The following is a 20,877-nucleotide window of genomic DNA, read 5'->3' as shown; positions in this document are numbered from 1 at the left end:
CGGCCAAATTTCCGACAAATATCAATACTATGGGCTCGCTATCCTTCCCGCTGGCGCGGTTCCCGATCCATCTCGCTCCAGAAGTGCTTTTCGCCCAAGAAGCCCATCCCGCTCAAGAGAACCGGTTGCTGGCATGAAGATTCGCGTTGCGCTCGTTTCCGCCCTGATGGCCGTGTCGGGCTGCACCACGCTGGGCAGGACCGGCCCGACCTCTCCGGTCACGCCCGTCGCCACGCCGCCGGCCGCCGGTAAGGTGGGAGTCGGCATCGTCGCGGCCATGAATGGCGGGCTCATCGGCGGATCGATCGGTTCGGGTCTGAGCGAGGCCGAAAAGCGCAAAGGCCTCGAGGCCGAGTACAAGGCGCTGGAATACAACGCCAGCGGCCAGAAGGTGACGTGGAAGGGCGACAGCTCGACCCATTATGGCGAGGTCGTTGCCGCCCAGCCCTACCGGGTCGGCTCGCAGGACTGCCGCCAATACACCCACACCGTTTACACGAGCGGTTCGGGCGTCACGGCGCGCGGCACCGCCTGCCGCAATGCCGACGGCAGCTGGACGCCGCTGACCTGAATTAGCAACGATCGGCGCAATTTGACATTGATCAAGGACGGCCGGCGCGTCTGCCGCCAAAGCGTCGCAGGGCGTCCGTGTTGGCAGGGCAGGGCTCTGCCTTTATTGGAATAGCCATGCTGTTCTGGGTCATAGCTGCAATCCTTACGCTGGGCGCCAGCCTGGCGGTGCTTTTGCCGCTGGCCGGCGGCACGAAAGCCGCATCGACCGCCGGCGATCACGATCTCGAAGTCTATCGCGACCAGCTTTCGGAACTCGACCGCGACATGGCGCGCGGTCTCATCCAGCCGGGTGAGGCGGAGGAAGCGCGCGCCGAGATCGGCCGCCGCATTCTGCGTCTCGGCTCGGACAGCCAGCCAAGCGCGCGAGCGCCGCGCCCTTCGCGCGCCGCAAGGCTGGTCGCCACCGCCGCCGTGCTGGCGGTGCCGCTGGTCAGCTGGGGGCTCTACGGCTCACTCGGCTCGCCTGATCTGCCCTCCCAGCCGCTGGCCGAACGGCTGGCCAAGAACCCTGCCGAGTCCTCGGTCGACGAGCTGGTTGCCCGCGCCGAGGCGCATCTCGCCGCCAACCCTTCGGACGGCAAGGGCTGGGACGTGCTTGCGCCGGTTTATCTGCGCCTGCAGCGCTACGCCGACGCGGTGACCGCCTATCGCAACGCCATCCGCCTCGACGGCGACAGCGCCGTGCGCCAGGCCGGCCTTGGCGAGGCGATCGCCAACGCTGCCGGCGGGATCGTCACGGCCGAGGCTCAGGGCGCCTTCGACGCGGCCTTGAAGCTCGATCCCGCCAACGCCAAGGCCAATTTCTATCTGGCGATGGGCCTGGCCCAGGAAGGCAGGAAGGCGGAAGCCGCCGCCGCCTGGCAAAAGATGCTCGGTCAGCTTGCGCCCGATTCGCCCTGGCGCAGCGCCGTCCAGCAGGCGCTCGCCGAAACGGCCGAGCCGCCGGCGGCGGCAGGCAAGCCGGCGACCGGCCCGGATGCCGGGCAGGTCGAGGCGGCGCAGCAGATGGCGCTGCAGGACCGGCAGGCAATGATCGAGACCATGGTCGCCAGCCTCGACGACCGGCTGAAACAAAATCCGCGCGACGAGGAAGGGTGGATGCGGCTCATTCGTTCCTATGTTGTGCTCGGCAAGGCCGACCGGGCGCGCGACGCGCTCGGTCGCGCGGTTGCCGTCTTCGGCGCCGACAGCGAGCAGGCCAAGAAATTCACCGCCTTTGCCGCCTCCCTCGGCGTGACGGCGACGGAGTAGGCCATGACGCGCAAGCAGAAGCGATTGTCGGTGATCCTCGCAGGGCTGGCCTTCCTCGGCGCTGCTGCCGGTCTTACCTTCTACGCGCTCGGCCAGAAGGCTTCGTATTTCTACATGCCCGCCGACCTCGCCGCCGCAACCGTCCAGCCCGGACAGCGCATTCGCCTTGGCGGACTCGTCGAAAAAGGCACCATCGTTCGCGGTCAGGGCGCGACCGTCGCCTTCTCGGTCACCGATGAGCAGAAATCGGTCAAGGTCACCTATACCGGCATCTTGCCCGACCTCTTCCGCGAGGAGCAGGGCGTCATCACCGAGGGCGCTTTCGGCCCGGACGGCGTCTTCGTCGCCGATAGCGTTTTAGCCAAGCACGACGAGCGCTATATGCCCAAGGAGGTCGCCGACGGCTTGAAAGCCAAGGGCGTCTGGCAGGAGAGCAAGAGCCAATAATGGTTGAGACCGGACATTTCGCGCTCGTCCTCGCCTTCGCGCTGTCGCTGGTGCAGATGCTGGTGCCGTTGGTCGGCGCCCGCGCCGGCAACCAGCGGCTGATGGCGGTCGGCGGCCCGGTCGCGGTCACCGGCTTTGCGCTCACCGCGCTGTCCTTCACCGCTCTTGCCACCGCCTATGCCGGCTCCGATTTCTCGGTGGCGTGCGTTTGGGAAAACTCCCATTCGCTGCAGCCAATGATCTACAAGATCACCGGCACCTGGGGAAACCACGAAGGCTCGATGCTGCTCTGGGTGCTGATCCTGACCTTCTTCGGCGCGCTCGTCGCTGTCTTCGGTTCCAACTTGCCGGCGACGCTCAAAGCCAATGTTCTGGCCGTGCAGGGCATGATCGGCGCCGCCTTCTTCCTGTTTATCCTGGCGACGTCCAATCCCTTCATCCGGCTGAACCCGGCGCCGATCGAGGGCCGCGATCTCAACCCGATCCTGCAGGACCTCGGTCTCGCCATCCATCCGCCGCTGCTCTATCTCGGCTACGTCGGTTTCTCGATCTGCTTCTCCTTCTCGGTCGCAGCCCTGATCGAAGGCCGCATCGACGCCTCCTGGGCGCGCTGGGTGCGGCCCTGGACGCTGGTCGCCTGGATGTTTTTGACCGGCGGCATCGCCATGGGCTCCTACTGGGCCTATTACGAGCTTGGCTGGGGCGGCTTCTGGTTCTGGGACCCGGTCGAGAACGCCTCCTTCATGCCCTGGCTGGCCGGCACGGCGCTCCTCCATTCGGCAATCGTCATGGAAAAGCGCTCGGCGCTGAAGATCTGGACGCTGCTGCTTGCCATTCTCACCTTCTCGCTGTCGCTGCTCGGCACCTTTCTTGTCCGCTCTGGCGTGCTGACTTCCGTGCATGCCTTCGCCACCGATCCGGCGCGTGGCGTCTTTATCCTCTGCATCCTGACGCTGTTCATCGGCGGCTCGTTGGCGCTGTTTGCGCTGCGCGCTTCCACCCTGACCGCAGGTGGCCTGTTCCAGCCGATCTCGCGCGAAGGCGCGCTCGTGCTCAACAATCTGTTCCTGACCACGGCGACCGCGACGGTGCTCGTCGGCACGCTATACCCGCTGGCGCTTGAGGCCATCACCGGCGGCAAGATCTCGGTCGGCGCGCCCTTCTTCGACCTGACCTTCGGCCCGCTGATGCTGCCGCTGCTCGCCATAGTGCCGTTCGGTCCGCTGCTTGCCTGGAAGCGCGGCGACGTCCTTGCCGCCTCGCAGCGCCTGATGGCGGCCTTCGGGCTGGCGATCGCCGCGATGCTGGTCACCGGCCTGTTCGTCGATGGCGCCTCGGTCTTCGCTGCGCTTGGCGTCGGCCTCGCCGTCTGGCTTGTTGCCGGCGCGCTGACCGACCTTGCCGTCAAGTCGGGCATCGGCTCGGTGGCGCCGGCCGTCATGCTGAGACGCTTTGCCGGCCTGCCGCGCTCGGTCTTCGGCACCGCGCTTGCCCATCTCGGCCTCGGGCTCACCTTGCTCGGCATCGTCGGCACGCTTTCGTTCGGCACCGAGAAGATTCTTACCATGCGCGCCGGCGAGACGGTGGAACTTTCCGGCCACACGCTGCGCTTCGAAGGACTGTTTCCTCAGAAAGGCCCAAACTTCACTGAGGAGCGCGGCCGCTTCCTGCTGATTGGCGCCGATGGCAACGCCGATGGCGAGATCACCTCGGCTAAACGCTTCTATCCGGTGCGGCAGACGGTAACGACCGAGTCCGGCATCAGGACGCTGGGTTTGAGCCAGCTCTATCTGTCGCTCGGCGATGAGGGCAAGGACGGCTCGGTCGTCGTGCGCCTGTGGTGGAAGCCGTTGGTGACGCTGATCTGGGGCGGCGGACTGGTGATGATGGCGGGCGCCGCCATGTCGCTGCTCGACCGGCGCCTGCGCGTTGGCGCCCCGGCGAGGCGCCGCAAGCCGGCCGCCGCTGCCTTGCCCGCGAGCCCGACATGAAAGCGAAGTTTTCGCTCGCCCCGCTGATCCTCCTGCTGGCGTTGGTCTTCGCTGGCGCGGCACAGGCGGTGAAGCCCGATGAGGTGCTGCCCGATCCGGCGCTGGAGGCTCGCGCACGCGCGCTTTCCGAAGGCCTGCGCTGCATGGTTTGCCAGAACCAGTCGATCGACGAATCCGACGCCGATCTGGCCCGCGACCTGCGCATCCTCGTGCGCCAGCGCCTCGTCGCCGGCGATACCGACCAGCAGGTGATGGACTACATCGTGTCGCGCTACGGCGAGTTCGTTCTCTTGAAGCCGCGCTTCAGCCTGCGCAACGCGCTTTTGTGGGGCACCCCGGCGCTTCTGCTTGTGGCCGGCGGCATCTTCATCGTGCTCAGCACCCGTTCGCGCCGCCGCGCGCCGGGCAGCACGCTCAGCGCCGAGGAACAGGCGGCGCTGGACAAGCTGCTGCGCGATTAAAGCGCCAACATTACAAAATTTTCATATATCGGAAATGGCGCCGTAATGTGCGCCTCACTAAGTCTCTTTTCCGAGGATGCTCTCCTGAGCGCATCCACTTCGAAAGAGGAAACGAGACCCATGAATATTGCCCCCGATTCATATTCAAGCACCCGCAAGCGCCTGATCGCGGCTGTCGCGTCCCTGGCCGTCATTGGTGCGGTCGGCGCAGGCGCGCTTGCCACCGGCACTGCGCCCGTGCTGGCCGATGCTGTGCGTGTCGAGGCTCCGCAGGTTCCGAGCTTCGCCGACGTCGTCGAGCGCGTCTCGCCGGCGGTGGTCAGCGTCAAGGTGAAGGCCAAGATCCAGCCGACGGCCGATGACGGCTCCGACGATCAGAACGGCTTCGACAACCTGCCCGACAATCCGCAGCTGCGTCGCTTCTTCAGGGAGTTCCGCGGCTTCGGCGATCAGGGCGGCCAGTTCGGCATGCCCCGCTTCAACCACCGCAACCACGGCAATGGCGAGCCGCGCCCCGTGGCTCAAGGTTCGGGCTTCTTCATTTCCGAGGACGGCTACCTCGTCACCAACAATCACGTGGTTTCGGAAGGCTCCGACTTCACCGTAGTCACCAATGACGGCAAGGAGCTCGACGCCAAGCTGATCGGCACCGATCCGCGCACCGACCTCGCCGTGCTGAAGGTCGATGGCGGCGGCAAGTTCACCTATGTCGACTTCGCCGACGACTCCAAGATCCGCATCGGCGACTGGGTCGTCGCGGTCGGTAACCCGTTCGGCCTCGGCGGCACCGTCACCGCAGGCATCGTTTCGGCCCGCGGCCGCGACATCGGCGCCGGCCCCTATGACGACTTCATCCAGATCGACGCCTCGGTCAACCGCGGCAATTCGGGCGGTCCGACCTTCAATCTCAACGGCCAGGTGATCGGCATCAACACCGCCATCTTCTCGCCGTCGGGCGGCAGTGTCGGCATCGCCTTCGACATTCCGGCCTCGACCGCCAAGCAGGTGGTCGAAGACCTGATGAAGAACGGCTCAGTCCAGCGCGGCTGGCTCGGCGTCGAGATCCAGCCGGTCACCTCCGACATTGCCGAGTCGCTCGGCCTGAAGTCGGACAAGGGCGCGCTGGTTTCGAGCGCGCAGGACGCTGGTCCCGGCAAGAAGGCCGGCATCGTCGCCGGCGATGTCATCACCCAGGTCGACGGCAAGGACGTCGCCTCGCCGAAGGAACTCGCCCGCATGATCGGCGCTTATGCGCCGGGCAAGTCGGTTGATGTCACTGTCTGGCGCAACGGCAAGAACGAGACGGTCAAGGTGGACCTCGGCACGTTGCCTTCGAGCGACAAGCAGGCCTCGAACGAAGGCAGCAACAAGCAGGCGGCTCCCGCCAAGGCCGATACGCTTGCCGATCTCGGCCTCACCGTCACCAAGTCGGAAAACGGCAAGGGCCTGGTGGTCACCGATGTCGATCCGGACAGCGATGCGGCCGACCGCGGCATTCAGCCCGGCGACGTCATCACCTCGATCAATTCGAACGAGGTGAACACTACCGACGACGTTTCCAAGGCCATGACCGATGCCTCCAAGTCGGGCCGCAAGGCCGTGCTGATGCAGATCACCCGCGACGATAGCAACCGCTTCGTCGCGCTGCCGGTCGGTAAGGGCTGATCTGATAGAGCGGTTCAATCGCTCCTCGAGAACGCAGAACCGCTCTAACTCTCTGTTTGACGCAATTCCGGACGGCAACCCGCTTCACGCCTTTCCTGGAATTGCTCAGCGACTTTTCCTTGCGGCGGTTTCAACACCCCCGAGCCGCCGCCGGGAAAACATGGGGCCGAGCACGTCAGCCAGTCACCGTGTTTCGCTCCTGCGGCAGCGGGTTTCCCATCACCCGCTGCCGCTTGCCAAGCACGGTGCCCGCAAGTGGGTACCGGTCTGGGATCACGACATGCGGCTGGCGAACGCAAAGGCGCTGAGTCATGGCTGCCCCTCAACCTTCCAGTGAAATCGCGTATAACGGCTCCATGAAGATTCTCGTCATGGAAGACGACCGCGAGGCTGCGGACTACCTGCAGAAAGCCTTCGCCGAGGCGGGCCACACCGCCCATGTCGCCGGGGACGGCGAGACCGGCTTCGCGCTTGCCGACGCCGGCGACTATGACGTGATGGTGGTCGACCGCATGATGCCGCGCCGCGACGGGCTGTCGGTGATCGCAGCGCTCCGCTCGCGCGGCAACACCACGCCGGTGCTGATCCTGTCGGCGCTGGGCGAGGTCGACGACCGCGTCACCGGGCTGCGCGCCGGCGGCGACGATTATCTCACCAAACCCTACGCTTTTTCCGAATTGCTTGCCCGCGTCGAGGTGTTGAACCGTCGCGCCGGCGCCCGGGAAACCGAGACCGTCTACCGCGTCGGCGATCTCGAGCTCGACCGTCTGTCGCATTCGGTCAAGCGCGCCGGCCGCGAGATCACGCTGCAGCCGCGCGAGTTCCGCCTGCTGGAATATCTGATGCGCCACGCCGGCCAGGTGGTGACGCGCACCATGCTGCTGGAAAATGTCTGGGACTATCATTTCGATCCGCAGACCAACGTCATCGACGTTCATGTCTCGCGCCTGCGCGGCAAGATCGAAAAGGGTTTCGACAAACCGATCCTGCACACCATCCGCGGCGCGGGCTACATGCTGAAAGGCGGCTAGAGCATGATCCCAAACCGAAAGTCAGGGAACGTTTCGGAAAAGATGCTGCAACAAGGGGTTACCGTGCAGCCAATCGTCATCCTGATCTAGGCGCACATGGCTCTTTCCCTGCCGGCCATCATGAAGACGACGGCGGCCCGGCTCTCGGCGCTTTACCTTCTGCTTTTCGCTCTCTGCGCCGTGCTGCTCGTCTTTTACATGACGTCGCTCTCGGCGCGCATGCTGACGGCGCAGACCCAGGACACGATCAACGACGAGATCCTCGGCTTGGCTCGCGCATACAAAAATGGCGGCCTGCCGTTGCTGGTGCGCGTGGTTGAAGCCCGCTCGCGCCAGCCTGGCGCCAACCTCTATCTGATCGCCGACGCCAACGGCCAGATCCTGACCGGCAATGTGCAGAGCCTGGAGCCGGGAATCATCGAAACCGAGGGCTGGACGACGGAGCCCTTTTCGTACCATCGCTTCGGTGAGGGCGAACTCGACCGGTTGCGTGGTGGTGGCACCGATCAGAGCGCGCCGTCCCCGGGCGACAGCAGCGCTCGGTCGGAAGGCGAAGAAGGCCATAACGCTATCGCGCTGGTGCTGCGACTGCCCAATCAGATGATCTTGCTGGTCGGGCGCGATCTTGGCGAGCCCGAGCGCTTCCGCGCCGTCATCCGCCGCGCGCTGATGCTTGCGCTGGGCATGATGGGGCTCGGCGGCCTCTTGATCTGGTTCTTCGTCGGGCGCGCCGCGCTGAAGCGCATCGACAGCGTCTCCGACGCAAGCCGCCGCATCATGGGCGGCGATCTCAGCGGACGGCTGCCGGTGACCGGCGCCGGTGACGAATTCGACCGCCTGTCCGAAAACCTCAACACGATGCTTGCCCGTATCGCCATGCTGAACGAGGGGCTGAAGCAGGTCTCCGACAACATCGCTCACGATCTGAAGACGCCACTGACCAGGCTGCGCAACCGCGCCGAAGCCACCCTTGCCGGCAAGCGCAAGACGACGGACTACCGTCAGGCGCTGGAGGGAACGATCGCCGAGTCCGACCAGCTCATCAAGACCTTCAACGCCATCCTGATGATCTCGCGGCTGGAGGCCGGCTATTCCTCCGAGACAACCGGCCCGGTCGACCTCGCCGCTACGGTGAGCGATGTCGTCGAGCTCTACGAGCCGGTGGCGGAAGAGGCGGGCGTCGTGCTGGAAACCGCGGTGCCGGAAGCGGTGACCATCAACGGCAATCGCGAGCTGATCGGCCAGGCACTGTCGAACATCGTCGACAACGCCATCAAATACTCGACCGGCGCCGCCGAGAGCCCGAAAGTGCGCGTCACGCTGGAGCGCATCGGCGGCGAGGTCAAGCTCGCCGTTTCCGACAATGGCCTTGGCATTCCCGACGATGCCGACCGCGCCAGGGTCACCGAGCGTTTCGTGCGGCTGGAGAAGAGCCGTTCGCAGCCGGGCTCGGGTCTGGGCCTTAGCCTCGCCAAGGCGATCATGACTTTCCATAACGGCAGGCTTGATCTTCTGCCCGCCAATCCCGGATTGTCCGTAGTCATGAGTTTCCCGGCCCGGGAGACGCATTGATGGCGGCCAGGATGGCAAAAAAGAAGATCGATACGGAATGGCAACTCCAACCGACGCTGGCGCTTCGCCCGCTCGGCGGCGACCATGCCCGGAGGGAATTGTCCGAGATCGCTGACGCGGCCGAGCAAGACGGCCTTCCGCGTCTGGCCGCGTTCCTCGCCGGCCAGGGAGCACTGCAGGAATTGCTCGCCGCCATCTTCGACCTGTCGCCGTTCCTGCGTGATACGGCCCGCCGCCGGCCGGCCATTCTCGACACGCTGTTCGACCAGACGATCGAAGCGCGTCTCAACGAGATCGGCGAGGCGGTCGATCGCGCTGCGCGGGCCGACAATGTTTCGGAATCGAGCCTGATGATGGAACTCAGGCAGTTCAAGGTCGAAGCGCATTTCCTGGTCGCGCTGGCCGATCTGTCCGGCGAAGCCGAAACCGCGCTGACGGTGCGCCGTCTGAGCGACCTGGCGGATGCTTGCACACGCGCCGCCGTCGATTTCCTGCTGCTCGACGCGCACGGGCAGGGCAAGCTCAAGCTGCCCCATCCGGAAGACCCGGCGCGCGGCTCGGGCTGGATTGTGCTCGGCATGGGCAAGCTCGGCGCGCATGAGCTGAATTTTTCCTCCGACATAGACCTCGTCGTCTTCTTCGATCCGGAGGCGCCGGCGGTGGTCGATCCGCTCGATGCGACGGAGCTGTTCTCGCGCCTTACCCGCCGTCTCGTGCGCATCCTGCAGGACCGCACGGAGCATGGCTATGTCTTCCGCACCGATCTGAGGCTGCGCCCCGATCCCGGCTCGACCCCGCTGGCGATCCCGGTCGAGGCGGCGCTTCGTTACTACGAGGCCCGCGGCCAGAACTGGGAGCGCGCCGCCATGATCAAGGCGCGGCCAGTGGCCGGAGACCTTGCCGCGGGCTCGGCCTTCCTCAAGGAATTGCAGCCCTATGTTTGGCGGAAATACATGGATTACGCCGCGATCGCCGACGTCCATTCGATCAAGCGCCAGATCCATGCCCACAAGGGTCACGGCGAGATCGCGGTGAAAGGCCACAACGTCAAGCTCGGCCGCGGCGGCATCCGCGAGATCGAGTTCTTCGTCCAGACGCAGCAGCTGATTGCCGGCGGCCGCTTCCCGGAACTGCGCGGCCGCGAAACGGTGCCGATGCTGGACGCGCTCGCCGTGCGCGGCTGGATCACCGCCGATGCGCGCGATGCGCTCACCCGGCAATACTGGTTCCTGCGCCGTGTCGAGCATGCCGTCCAGATGGTGGCCGACGAGCAGACGCATGTCCTGCCGGAAGAGGACGAGGAGCTGGAGCGTATTGCGCTGATGCTCGGCTTCACCGGCGAGGCGGAATTCGCGGAAGCTTTCCGCGCCTCGCTGCAGCAGGTCGAACGCCATTATGCGGCGCTGTTCGAGACGGCACCCGAACTGTCGGCCGGCGTCGGCAATCTGGTCTTCACCGGTGATGTCGACGATCCCGACACGCTGCAGACCTTGCATCGCCTCGGCTTTCAGCGGCCGAGCGACATCTGCCGTGTCATTCGCGGCTGGCATTTCGGCCGATACCGCGTCACCCAGTCGGCGGAGGCGCGCGAGCGGCTGACGGAACTGACGCCGGCGCTGCTGAAAGCCTTCGGCCAGACGCGCCGCGCCGACGAGGCGCTGATCCGCTTCGACGAGTTCCTCGCCGGCCTGCCGGCTGGCATCCAGCTCTTCTCGCTTTTGCAGTCCAATCCGGCACTGCTCAAGCTGATGGCGACGATCATGGGCGCAGCTCCGCGGCTCGCCGCCATCATCACGCGCCGCCCGCATGTGTTCGACGGTCTGCTCGATCCGGCGTTGCTCGCGGAACTGCCCGACCGTGCCTATCTGTCGGCGCGGCTTGCGGCTTTCATCGACGGAGACCGCGCCTATGAGGATGTGCTTGACCGGCTGCGCATCTTCGCCTCCGAGCAGAAATTCCTGATCGGCGTGCGGTTGCTTGCGGGCTCCATCGATCCCGGGCGCGCCGGTCGCGCCTTCTCGGACCTGGCCGACCTCACGATCGAAGCGGCGCTCAACGCAGTCATCGCCGAGTTCGCGTTGCGCCATGGCAGGATTGCCGGGGGCAGGGTCGCGCTCCTCGGCATGGGCAAGCTGGGCAGCCGCGAGCTCACTGCCGGCTCGGATGTCGATCTGATCCTGCTTTATCACCACGACGCGGATGCGGAAGACTCCGATGGCGAGAAGCCGCTGGCGCCCTCACACTACTACACCCGCATGACGCAGCGGCTGATCGCCGCCGTCTCGGCGCCGACGGCCGAGGGAGTGCTTTACGAACTCGACCTCCGCTTGCGCCCCTCCGGCAACAAGGGGCCCGTCGCCACCCATGTCGACGCCTATAAGAAATATCAGCGGCAGGATGCCTGGACCTGGGAGCATATGGCGCTGGCACGAGCACGCGCCATCGGCGGTGACGCAGCGCTTTGCGCCGAGGTCGAGGACGAGGTTGCGGCGGTTCTCGCCCAGCCGCGCGACGGCGCCAAGGTGAAGGCGGATGCCTCCGAGATGCGGGCGCTGATCGACACGGAAAAGCCGCCGCGCGATCTCTGGGACATCAAGCTGATCCCCGGCGGCCTGATCGACCTTGAATTCATCGCCCAGGTCGCGGTCATCACCGGCGCGGTCGAGGCTGGTAGGCGGGCAACCGCGACGGCGGAAGTGCTGGCGCGGCTGGCCCCCGGTTACGCGGCGCCTGATGTTCGGCACGAGCTTTGCGAGGCCTGGAGGCTCTATCTCGCGCTGACCCAGATGATCAGGCTCTGCCTTACCGGCGAGTTCCAGCGCGACGATGTTCCGCCGGGGCTTTCTGATCTGCTTCTGGCGGCCACCGACCTGCCGGATTTCGGTGTGCTCGAAGCGCATCTCAAGGAGACGTCGCGGAAGGTTCGGAAGGATTTCGACCTTCTGCTTCGCGCGGGAGCGTCGATCTCGCGAGGTTAATCCACGCGTCATTCCTTGGCGCCGGCGTTTCGAATTTCAGCGCGCCAACTAAGCCGCCACCTTGACCATGGGCGGCGCCTTCTTCAGCGGGATGCGGACCGACACGATCGTGCCGACGCCTTCGGTGGAGCGAATCTTCAGCGCGCCGCCCTGCAGTTCGGCGAGCGAACGCGAGATGGCGAGGCCCAGGCCGGAACCGGTGTGGTTCTTGGAGAACTGGTTTTGCACCTGCTCGAACGGCCGCCCGAGCTTGCTCAGCGCCTGCTTCGGGATACCGCAGCCATTGTCCTCGATGGTGAGCACCAGCGCGCCTGAGGCGCTGCGCGCCCTGACCGTGATCTTGCCGCCCTGTCCGGTGAACTTCACCGCGTTGGAGAGCAGATTGATGGCGATCTGCTTGATCGCGCGGCGGTCGGCGTAGAGCCGCATCGCATCGGCGATGCGCGTCTCTACCGTGATCGACTTCTCCGCCGCCTGCAGCGAGATGACGCGAACCGTTTCCCTGATCAGCGGGCAGAGGTCGATTTCCTCGCGGTCAAGCGAGAACTGGCCGGCCTCGATCTTCGACATGTCGAGAATGTCGTTGATGACGCCGAGCAGGTATTTGCCGCTGCCGTTGATGTCGCTGGCATATTCCTCGTAGCGCTCGGAACCCAGCGGTCCGAACAGGCCTTGCTGCATCAGCTCGGAGAAGCCGATTATGGCGTTGAGCGGTGTGCGCAGTTCATGCGACATATTGGCGAGGAATTCGGACTTCGCCCGGTTGGCGGCCTCGGCGCGCTCGGTTTCCTTCATGTATTTGCGATTGAGCTCGACCAGCTCCTTGGCGCGTTCCTCCTCGGCCCGGCGGGCGAGGCTAAGATCGTGGATGGTCGCCATCAGGCGGCGCTCGCTGTCGACCAGCTTTTCCTGATGCAGCTTGATCTGGGTGATGTCGGAGCCGACCGAGACGATGCCGCCGTCTCTGGTCCTGAGCTCGTTGACCTGCAGCCAGCGTCCGTCGGCGAGCTGGCGCTCCAGCGTCACACCGCCATGCGGCCCGTTGGCGTTGGCCAGCCTGCGCTCCGAGGCGAAGGCGAGCATGCGCTCCTCCAGCATGTCGCGGGTTGCGCCCGGCATCACGTCGCGGTCCGAGAGCCCGTTGTCCTGCTGGAATTTGGAGTTGCACATGATCAGCCGTTCGGCGGCATCCCACAGCACGAAGGATTCGTTGATGTTCTCGATCGCCGTGCGCAGCCGCATGTCCGCCGCTTCCGAGCGCAGCGCGAGATGCCGCTGCTCGGTCACGTCGACGGCGATGCCGATCAGCTGGATCTCGGGCGCTTCCGGGTCGATCACCTGGGCGCGGGCGCGCATCCACACCCATTGGCCGTCGGCGTGGCGCATGCGGAACACCTGGTCGATATGGTCGATCTCGCGCTCGACGATGCGGTTGGCGAGCTCGAAGAGGTCGCCGTCGTCGGGATGGATGATCTCGTCGACCTCGCCGAAGGACAGCATCGTATCGCAAGGCTCGTAGCCCAGCATGTCGTACATCGAGCGCGACCAGTACATCTTGCCGCGCACCATGTCCCAGTCCCACAACCCGCAGCGGCCGCGCACCAGCGCCATGTCGATGCGCTGATGCGCTTCGAGATAGATGCGGTCGGCCGCCTGGGCGCGCGCCGCCTGGCCGAAATAGGCGTAAAGGATGACGATCAGCACGCCGGCCGTCAGCACGAACAACGTGACGTTGAGCGACACCGTCTTGCGCCAGCTGTCGAACACCGCCTCCTTGGGCACCAGCACCGCCGCGGCGTTGTTGCGGTCGCCGGTGAGGCTGACGGCGGCGAACCAGTCCTTGCCGCCGATGCTGACATCCATAACGCCGGCGCGGTCGCCGAACATGAACAGCGGCTGGCCGCCGAGCACCAGGCTGTCCAGCGAGCGTCCCTGCCAGCCGGTCGACAATGGCGATACCGCGACGATCTTGAAAGCGCCGTCGGTGATGGCCAGCACGTGGCTGCGGCCCATGGCGCCCTGGCGGCTGGTCTTCTCCAGAAGGTCCGTCGCATTCACGCCGGCTGCGTTCGGGTCGGCCGCAATCGCCTGTGCCATCTGGCCGGCGGCTAACGCCAGCACCGACTTGGCGTCGCGTTCGACCTCGTCGCGGTCGTTCACCAGCGACAGGAAGCGCAGTGCGGCGATGACAATCAGGAAGATGATGATCAGTGCGGGGATGGAGCGGCGCAGCAGCGGTTCCGCCGCCAGCAGCCGCTGGTAGGCGGGTTCGGCGATCAGACGCGCATTGCCGGCAGGCCCGCCGCTCCTTGCCTCGCGACGCGCAAAAGCTCTCCCTCCGGGCGCGCCCCACGCGTCCGTCTTCGCCATAAATGGCACTCCCCGATTTGCCGCATACTTGACGATCCGGCTACGCCGCACGTCCGAATCGTCAATAAGGAATCAAAGGTGATTCGCCTTGTCCAGAGGCGCGGCCAAAAAAATTAAAAGTTGATTGAAATTCGTCGAAACTGCTGATCTCCCCGCGTTGTGGGGGAGATTGCTAATCACACCAGCGTCCGCTCCACGATGTCGCGCAGGTCGGCCGACAGGTTGTCGGCGTTCGCGATCTGCAACAGTGCCTGCCTTGCCTTGTTCTGCCGGACCGGTTCCAGCGAGCGCCAGGACCTGAGTGCCGTCGCCAGCCGTGCTGCCACTTGCGGGTTGCGCTTCTCGACCTCCAGCACGGTCTCGGCGAAGAAGCGGTAGCCTTGGCCGTCGGAAAGATGGAAGCCGGTCTGGTTGGCGCTGAAGAAGGTGCCGATCAGCGAGCGCACCCGGTTCGGATTTGCGATCGAGAAGGCAGGGTGCTGCATCAGCGCGCGCACGTTTTCGACGGTCAGCGGTCCCGGCACTCCGGCCTGGATCTGGAACCATTTGTCGAGCACCAGCGCATCGCCGCGGTATCTCATCTCGAAGGCCGACAGTGCCTCCTCCGCTTGCGCGGAGCCGGCATGACGGTGTGCCAGCACGGTCAGCGCCGCGGCGCGGTCGGTCATGTTGGTGGCGGCGTTGAAATGCCGCGCGGCAAGCGCCGCGCCTTCGGGCAGGAGCGACAGGTAATCGAGCAAGATGTTGCGCAGCGCGCGGCGCCCAGCGCTTGCCGAGTCGGGCGTGAACGGACCGTTGTCGGCCAGGCTGGCGTAAAGGGCCGAGAAGATCTCGCGATTCGCCATGGCAATCGTCCGCGCCAGCGCCTCGCGGGCGACGAAAATGGCGTCGGGATCGATGCCCTGGCCGATGTCGCGCGCAATATCGGCCTCGCCGGGCAGCGACAGAGCCAGCGCCCGGTAGGCCGGCTCCAGCGTCTCGTCGCGGGCAATGCTTCCGGCAAGCTCGGCGAGCTTTGCGTCGAAGGCCGACTCTTTGCCGCCCAGCAGCTGGCGGAACGCCGCTATGAGCGCGTCGGTGAGCAGCGTGTTGAAGGCCTGCCAGCGCGAGAAAGGATCGCTGTCATGGCTGGCCAGGAAGAACTGGTCGTCGGCCTTCTGCTGCACCGAGAGCGTGATCGGCGCCGAGAAGTCGCGGTTGAGCGACACCGAAGGCCGCTCCGAAACCCCCGAGAAGCGCACCGTGTGCCGCCGCTTTCGGACATGGATGATGCCGTCCTCGACGGTGGCGCCATCGACGGCTGCCCAGGCGACAGGCTTGCCGCCGGCGCCGACCAGGCCGAAGGCCAGGGGAATATGCATCAGCCGCTTGCGGCTTTCCGACGGCGTCGGCGGCACCGATTGTTCGATCTCCAGCGTGAATGCCTTGGCCGCCGCATTGTAGGAGGAACTCACCGTCAGGTTCGGCGTACCGGCCTGATGGTACCAGAGCGCGAACTGCCCGAGGTCTCGGCCCGAGACGTCCTCGAACACTTTGAGGAAGTCCTCGATCGTCGCCGCTTCGCCGTCATGCCGCTCGAAATAGAGGTCCATGCCGGCGCGGAAGGTCTCCGCGCCGAGGATGGTGCGGATCATGCGCACCACTTCCGAGCCCTTCTCGTAGACTGTTGCCGTGTAGAAGTTGTTGATCTCGCGGTAGCGGCGCGGCCTGACCGGATGCGCCAATGGTCCCTGGTCCTCGGGGAACTGATGCGCGCGCAGCGTGCGCACCTCGGCGATGCGCTTTACCGCGCGCGAGCGCTGGTCGGCCGAGAATTCGTGGTCGCGGTAAACCGTCAGCCCTTCCTTCAGGCAGAGCTGGAACCAGTCGCGGCAAGTGATTCTGTTGCCTGTCCAATTGTGGAAATATTCATGCGCGATGATCGCCTCGATGTTGGCGAAGTCGGCATCGGTCGCCGTCTCCTCGTCGGCCAGCACATATTTGTCGTTGAAGATGTTGAGGCCCTTGTTCTCCATGGCGCCCATGTTGAAGTCGGACACGGCGACGATGTTGAAGACGTCGAGGTCGTATTCGCGGCCGAAGGCTTCCTCGTCCCATTTCATCGAGCGCTTCAGCGCATCCATCGCGTAGCCGGCGAGCCGCTCCTTGCCGGGCTCGACATAGATGCCGAGCTCGACCTTGCGGCCGGATAGGGTGGTGAAGCTGCCCGCGACCTTGCCGAGCGCGCCAGCCACCAGCGCAAAGAGATAGGAAGGTTTCGGGTAGGGGTCGTGCCAGACGGCATAGTGCCGGCCATCCGCGAGCGCTCCGCTTTCTACGGGGTTGCCGTTGGACAGCAGCAGCGGCGCCTCGGCGTGCGGCGCCTCGATGCGCACGGTGTAGACCGAGAGGACGTCTGGACGGTCGAGGAAATAGGTGATGCGGCGAAAACCCTCCGCCTCGCATTGGGTGCAATAGACATTGTTGGAGCGATAAAGGCCCATCAGCGCCTCGTTGCTGGACGGCGCGATCTCGGTCTCGAGACGAAGCTCGAAGCGCCGTGCCGCCGGCGGCGTCGGAATGATCAGCTGGTCGGGCGTAGCCTGATAGTCGGCTTCCGGGAGTACCTGCCCGTCGATGGCAACGCCGAGCAGCTTCAGCCCGTCGCCGTCAAGCACCAGCGGCGTGGAAGCGGCGACCCCCTGGCGTCGCTCGACGGTGAGCACGGCAGTGACGCGGGTGGCCTCCGGAGACAGACGGAAATCGAGGCTGGTCCGCGGAATGAGATAGTCGCTGGGACGGTAGTCTTCGAGCTTGAAGACATGGCCGGTATCTGTGCGCATTCCGTCGTTTTTCCTGTCGATTTCGGGTGGCAGTCGGCTTTGCTGGTCCGGGAATCTTAAAGTCCGCGCTCTTTACACGAAACGGTCACTCGACAAAACTGCGCCAAGGTCTATTTCTGGGCTTCGTTTTCCGACCATCGTCACGAGGCAAGATGACCGTCGATCATCCCGTCGGCCACAATACGCTGCGCGGCATTGCGCTGAAGATCGTCTCGGTGGCGGTCTTTGTCGGCATGCAGACCTGCATCAAGGCGGCCGGCGCCGTGCCTGCCGGACAGATCGTCTTCTTCCGTTCCTTCTTCGCCATCTTGCCGATCATCGCCTTTCTGGCCTTCAAGGGACAGCTGGCCACCGCATTCACCACGAAACGGCCGTTCAACCACATCGCGCGCGGCGTCGTCGGCGTCGGCGCCATGGGGCTCGGCTTCTTCGCGCTGACCAGGTTGCCACTTCCCGAAGCGATCACGCTGAATTATGCCCAGCCGCTGCTGGTCGTGGTGTTCTCTTCGATCTTCCTGGGCGAGATCATCCGCGTCTATCGCTGGAGCGCGGTCGCCTTCGGCCTCGTCGGCGTTTTGATCGTTTCCTGGCCGGAACTGACGCTGTTGAATTCCGACGAGTCGCTCGACGACCAGGAGGTGCTCGGTGTGATGGCGGCGCTGATCGCCGCGGCGATCTCGGCCGTCGCCATGCTTCTGGTGCGCAATCTCGTGCAGACCGAGAAGACGGCGACCATCGTGCTGTGGTTTTCCTCGACGGCGAGCGTGCTGGCGCTGCTCACCCTGCCTTTCGGCTGGCAGATGCTGACGCCGATGCAAGCCGCGCTGCTTGTCATGGCCGGCTTCTGCGGCGGGCTCGGTCAGATCCTGATGACGGCCGCCTACCGCCACGCCGAGGCTTCGGTCGTGGCGCCTTTCGAATATAGCTCGATGATTCTCGGCGTCGTCATCGGCTATCTTGTGTTCGGCGATGTGACGTCGCTCAACACGCTGATCGGCGGCGTGATTGTGGTTGCCGCCGGCATCTTCATCATCTGGCGCGAAAGGCAACTTGGCCTCGAGCGCACGCGCACCCGAAGGGCGACGCCGCCGCAGGGGTAAGCCTACGAAGCGGCCGTCCGCTCCTTCGCCAGCCGCACCAGCACGGTCCGCGTCTGGTCGTCGGCGGGGAAGAAGGATTCGATCGCCAGCTCCGACAGCGTCACGTCGAGCGGCGTTCCGAAGACGGTGATCGTGCTGATCAACGACAGCACCTGATCGCCATGCGCGAGCCTGAGCGGATGGACGATGCCGCTTGGCTCGACCGGCGCCGGCCGGCTGCTCCTCAGCCCGGACGGATAGCCGCGCAATTCCTTCTCCAACTCGATCAGCATGGAGTCGCCGGTGGCGTCGTTCTGGTGCTTGAGGCGCTCGAGCAGATGCGCGCGCCATTCCGCGAGGTTGACGATGCGCGGCGCGACGCCACCGGGATGCAGGCTGAGCCTCAGCACATTGACCGGCGGCTTGAGCAGCCACGGCTCCGAGACGTCGGCCAGGAACGGGCCGATCGCCGCGTTGGCGCAAACGAGGTTCCAGTGCTGGTCGACCGCCAGCGCCGGGAAGGGCTCGTGGCCCTTGAGCACCGTCTCGACCGCAGCCATCGCCGGCGCCAGCGTCGTATCGGTCAGCGGCCTTTCGCTGAAGCTCGGCGCGAAGCCGGCCGCGAGCAAAAGCTGGTTGCGCTGGCGTAGAGGAATGGCAAGCTGCTCGGCCAGATGCAGCACCATCTCGCGCGAAGGCTGGGCGCGGCCGCTTTCGACGAAGGAGAGATGCCGCTGCGAGATATCGGCTTCCATGGCGAGGTCGAGCTGGCTCATGCGCCGGCGCGTGCGCCACTCGCGAATGAGGCTGCCGGCGGAGACGTCGGGTGTTGTCATGGGGGATGAGTAGGGCGGCGAGGGGAGTAATTCAATTACCTAAGAGGTTATCGCTCCCCTTCTCCCTTGTTGTGGGAGAAGGGAAGGTGCTTCACCCCAACGCCCTCAGTTTCGCCTTCACCTCGAGAAAATCCCGCCACGCCAGCTTCTTGTGTGCAGGCGTGCGAAGCAGATACGCCGGATGCAGCGTCGGCATCGCTGGAATGGCAATGCCCGACTGGGTGGTGTGGACGCGCCAATTACCCCGTAACCGCAGGATGCCCTCGGTCGTGTTGAGCAGCGTCTTGGCGGAAGGGCCGCCGAGATTGACCAGCACCTTCGGATTGACCAGCTCGATCTGCCTTTCGATGAACGGGCGGCAGATCTCCGTCTCGTGCAGCGTCGGCGTGCGGTTGCCCGGCGGGCGCCACGGGATGACGTTGGCGATATAGGCCGATGTCCGGTCGAGGCCGATTGCTGCCAGCATGCTGTCGAGCAGCCGTCCGGAGCGGCCGACGAAGGGCAGCCCTTCGAGGTCCTCGTCGCGGCCCGGCGCCTCGCCGACGAGCATCAGGTCGGCATTCGGGTTGCCGTCGGCGAAGACCAGGTTCTTGGCGGTGAATTTGAGATTGCAGCCGTCGAACGCCGCCATCTGCTGGCGCAGCTCGTCAAGCGTCGAGGCGCTCGCCGCCAGCTGCCGTGCAAGCTTGATCTGCCCCTCGTCGGGGACCGTGGCGGTGGTGAGCGTCGGGCGCCGCGGCGCATCGGGCACTTGGCTTGCGTCCAGCCCGGTCGATGCCGCCGGCCGTTCCGCCGCCCGGCCTGTCTCGAATCCGGGCTCCGATGCCGGCCGCTCCAGGGGCATGCTTTCACGCGCGATCGCGGCCTGCGCAGGCGCGCGCTCGGCTTGCTTCGGCTTGGCCTCGGCGAAGCGGTTGACAGGCGTGTCTTCCAGCGCCTCGTCAACGCCGGCGCTGGCATAGAAGGCCAGCAGCTCTGCGATATCGATCGGGTTGTTGGGGGAGGCGGCAGTCATGGCGCCACCATCGTCCGCGCGGCAAAGATTTGCAACCGCTCGGAATTCGCCATTCAGCGCAATGTCTGTCACCCCGTCGGTATGCGCGGATCCTGCACCAGGAAAAATGTCCAGCGCGGCGTGTAGTCGGTGATCAGGAACTCGAACGTCGCCGTCTTCAGCGGGTCGACCTTGCCGTTCTTGAACAAGAGCCGGTCATAGGGTTCGAACTGGCGGTCGAAATCGGCGAAGTTGCTCGAGACGATGTTGTCGGGATTCTTGTTGCGCTGGTCGAAGGAGAGGCCGTCGCCGAACACGCTCGGCTGGTCGAGGATTTCCTGCAGCTCGAACTGGAACTCGACCCAGGGCAGGGAGCTGTTGTTGAGCACGTCGATGCGCATGTACATAACCCCATTGGCCACGTTGCCGGCCCTGCCGAAGGCTTCAATCGGCCTGATCGCGCGGATGGTCAGCGTCACTGGCGTCGCCGAATTCAGCTCCTCGGTGATGACCAGCGGGTCATCCTTGGTGCCAATTCCGGAAGCGCCGGTGATGCGGAAGCCGCCGAGCTCGTCGGAAAAGGAGTAGGCGCCGGCCGCCCAGACTTTCTGCGGATCGGCCTGGGCCGTGCCGAGCGAAAAGAGGAGCGGAAGAACCGCGCGGCAGAGCACGCCGGGCGTGAAGAGTAAGCGCTTCAATGAAAAGCCGGTTGGCTCGGGAGTGCGCATGGGGCCAAGTATTGCCGATAAGCAAGCCGTCGAACAATTAAAAACGTGCCGGACAGGCCTGGCCTTCCAACTGCATGGC

General features: G+C 65.2%; 15 protein-coding genes. 10 read left to right on the top strand and 5 right to left on the bottom strand.

Annotation, left to right across the window (positions count from 1 at the left end; genetic code table 11):
• Window positions 1-133: 133 nt before the first annotated feature.
• The 9 genes from CK224_RS09280 to CK224_RS09240 all read left to right on the top strand — a co-directional run bounded on the left by CK224_RS09280 (window position 134) and on the right by CK224_RS09240 (window position 11,969).
• Entirely contained in the window at window positions 134-571 is a 438-nt protein-coding gene (locus CK224_RS09280) for a hypothetical protein (RefSeq protein ID WP_095781554.1), read from the top strand.
• A gap of 116 nt (window positions 572-687) precedes the next feature.
• On the top strand, window positions 688-1,824 hold the full coding sequence (ccmI, locus tag CK224_RS09275) for a c-type cytochrome biogenesis protein CcmI (RefSeq protein WP_095781553.1): 1,137 nt from the start codon (window positions 688-690) through the stop codon (window positions 1,822-1,824).
• Between the two features lie 3 nt (window positions 1,825-1,827).
• Window positions 1,828-2,271, top strand: coding sequence for a cytochrome c maturation protein CcmE (gene ccmE, locus CK224_RS09270; RefSeq protein ID WP_066997599.1), 444 nt, complete (start codon window positions 1,828-1,830; stop codon window positions 2,269-2,271).
• The gene (locus CK224_RS09265) at window positions 2,271-4,262 is read left to right on the top strand and encodes a heme lyase CcmF/NrfE family subunit (RefSeq protein WP_095781552.1); all 1,992 of its coding nucleotides are present in this window, start codon (window positions 2,271-2,273) and stop codon (window positions 4,260-4,262) included. Before ccmE ends, CK224_RS09265 begins: the two co-directional genes overlap by 1 nt.
• Window positions 4,259-4,723: a cytochrome c-type biogenesis protein gene (locus tag CK224_RS09260; protein WP_095781551.1), complete on the top strand. Its 465-nt coding sequence runs from the start codon at window positions 4,259-4,261 to the stop codon at window positions 4,721-4,723. Before CK224_RS09265 ends, CK224_RS09260 begins: the two co-directional genes overlap by 4 nt.
• A gap of 120 nt (window positions 4,724-4,843) precedes the next feature.
• Window positions 4,844-6,388 (top strand): Do family serine endopeptidase, encoded by a 1,545-nt coding sequence (locus tag CK224_RS09255; protein WP_095781550.1) that lies wholly within the window; start codon window positions 4,844-4,846, stop codon window positions 6,386-6,388.
• A gap of 356 nt (window positions 6,389-6,744) precedes the next feature.
• On the top strand, window positions 6,745-7,419 hold the full coding sequence (locus tag CK224_RS09250) for a response regulator transcription factor (RefSeq protein ID WP_066997584.1): 675 nt from the start codon (window positions 6,745-6,747) through the stop codon (window positions 7,417-7,419).
• A gap of 96 nt (window positions 7,420-7,515) precedes the next feature.
• Window positions 7,516-8,991 carry a HAMP domain-containing sensor histidine kinase gene (locus tag CK224_RS09245; protein ID WP_067320986.1) on the top strand — a complete coding sequence of 492 codons (1,476 nt, stop codon included), beginning with the start codon at window positions 7,516-7,518 and terminating at the stop codon, window positions 8,989-8,991.
• Window positions 8,991-11,969, top strand: coding sequence for a bifunctional [glutamine synthetase] adenylyltransferase/[glutamine synthetase]-adenylyl-L-tyrosine phosphorylase (locus tag CK224_RS09240; RefSeq protein WP_176477892.1), 2,979 nt, complete (start codon window positions 8,991-8,993; stop codon window positions 11,967-11,969). The genes CK224_RS09245 and CK224_RS09240 overlap by 1 nt, the downstream gene beginning before the upstream one ends.
• 48 nt (window positions 11,970-12,017) lie before the next feature.
• On the opposite strand, the gene CK224_RS09235 is transcribed toward CK224_RS09240, so the two are convergent.
• Complete coding sequence (locus tag CK224_RS09235) at window positions 12,018-14,339, bottom strand: PAS domain-containing sensor histidine kinase (protein ID WP_095781549.1); 2,322 nt, start codon at window positions 14,337-14,339, stop codon at window positions 12,018-12,020.
• 176 nt (window positions 14,340-14,515) lie between these two features.
• A complete protein-coding gene (gene pepN / locus CK224_RS09230) occupies window positions 14,516-17,161 on the bottom strand; it encodes an aminopeptidase N (protein WP_095781548.1) in 2,646 nt (881 codons plus the stop codon).
• 152 nt (window positions 17,162-17,313) lie between these two features.
• Here pepN and CK224_RS09225 point away from each other — a divergent pair, with 152 nt between their 5' ends.
• Window positions 17,314-18,261, top strand: a complete 948-nt coding sequence (locus tag CK224_RS09225; protein WP_095781547.1) for a DMT family transporter — start codon at window positions 17,314-17,316, stop codon at window positions 18,259-18,261.
• 2 nt (window positions 18,262-18,263) lie between these two features.
• On the opposite strand, the gene CK224_RS09220 is transcribed toward CK224_RS09225, so the two are convergent.
• The 3 genes from CK224_RS09220 to CK224_RS09210 all read right to left on the bottom strand — a co-directional run bounded on the left by CK224_RS09220 (window position 18,264) and on the right by CK224_RS09210 (window position 20,798).
• A complete protein-coding gene (locus tag CK224_RS09220) occupies window positions 18,264-19,076 on the bottom strand; it encodes a helix-turn-helix transcriptional regulator (RefSeq protein WP_095781546.1) in 813 nt (270 codons plus the stop codon).
• A gap of 91 nt (window positions 19,077-19,167) precedes the next feature.
• Window positions 19,168-20,091: a uracil-DNA glycosylase gene (locus CK224_RS09215; RefSeq protein WP_095781947.1), complete on the bottom strand. Its 924-nt coding sequence runs from the start codon at window positions 20,089-20,091 to the stop codon at window positions 19,168-19,170.
• 68 nt (window positions 20,092-20,159) lie between these two features.
• On the bottom strand, window positions 20,160-20,798 hold the full coding sequence (locus CK224_RS09210; RefSeq protein WP_095781545.1) for a hypothetical protein: 639 nt from the start codon (window positions 20,796-20,798) through the stop codon (window positions 20,160-20,162).
• Window positions 20,799-20,877 lie beyond the last annotated feature (79 nt).

It is taken from the genome of Mesorhizobium sp. WSM3862 (assembly GCF_002294985.1).
In the GTDB taxonomy this organism is placed as follows: Bacteria; Pseudomonadota; Alphaproteobacteria; order Rhizobiales; family Rhizobiaceae; genus Mesorhizobium.
The sequence above is the reverse complement of the archived record's forward strand: the minus strand, read 5'-3'. Positions and strand labels throughout refer to the sequence as shown.

Excerpts from the sequence above, each read along its gene's own strand:
- ccmI (WP_095781553.1), top strand. The coding sequence starts at position 688 with ATGCTGTTCTGGGTCATAGCTGCAATCCTTACGCTGGGCGCCAGCCTG.
- CK224_RS09235 (WP_095781549.1), bottom strand. The coding sequence starts at position 14,339 with ATGGCGAAGACGGACGCGTGGGGCGCGCCCGGAGGGAGAGCTTTTGCG.
- ccmE (WP_066997599.1), top strand. The coding sequence starts at position 1,828 with ATGACGCGCAAGCAGAAGCGATTGTCGGTGATCCTCGCAGGGCTGGCC.
- CK224_RS09215 (WP_095781947.1), bottom strand. The coding sequence starts at position 20,091 with ATGACTGCCGCCTCCCCCAACAACCCGATCGATATCGCAGAGCTGCTG.
- CK224_RS09265 (WP_095781552.1), top strand. The coding sequence starts at position 2,271 with ATGGTTGAGACCGGACATTTCGCGCTCGTCCTCGCCTTCGCGCTGTCG.
- CK224_RS09250 (WP_066997584.1), top strand. The coding sequence starts at position 6,745 with ATGAAGATTCTCGTCATGGAAGACGACCGCGAGGCTGCGGACTACCTG.
- CK224_RS09245 (WP_067320986.1), top strand. The coding sequence starts at position 7,516 with ATGGCTCTTTCCCTGCCGGCCATCATGAAGACGACGGCGGCCCGGCTC.
- CK224_RS09240 (WP_176477892.1), top strand. The coding sequence starts at position 8,991 with ATGGCGGCCAGGATGGCAAAAAAGAAGATCGATACGGAATGGCAACTC.
- CK224_RS09225 (WP_095781547.1), top strand. The coding sequence starts at position 17,314 with ATGACCGTCGATCATCCCGTCGGCCACAATACGCTGCGCGGCATTGCG.
- pepN (WP_095781548.1), bottom strand. The coding sequence starts at position 17,161 with ATGCGCACAGATACCGGCCATGTCTTCAAGCTCGAAGACTACCGTCCC.
- CK224_RS09260 (WP_095781551.1), top strand. The coding sequence starts at position 4,259 with ATGAAAGCGAAGTTTTCGCTCGCCCCGCTGATCCTCCTGCTGGCGTTG.
- CK224_RS09255 (WP_095781550.1), top strand. The coding sequence starts at position 4,844 with ATGAATATTGCCCCCGATTCATATTCAAGCACCCGCAAGCGCCTGATC.
- CK224_RS09280 (WP_095781554.1), top strand. The coding sequence starts at position 134 with ATGAAGATTCGCGTTGCGCTCGTTTCCGCCCTGATGGCCGTGTCGGGC.
- CK224_RS09220 (WP_095781546.1), bottom strand. The coding sequence starts at position 19,076 with ATGACAACACCCGACGTCTCCGCCGGCAGCCTCATTCGCGAGTGGCGC.
- CK224_RS09210 (WP_095781545.1), bottom strand. The coding sequence starts at position 20,798 with ATGCGCACTCCCGAGCCAACCGGCTTTTCATTGAAGCGCTTACTCTTC.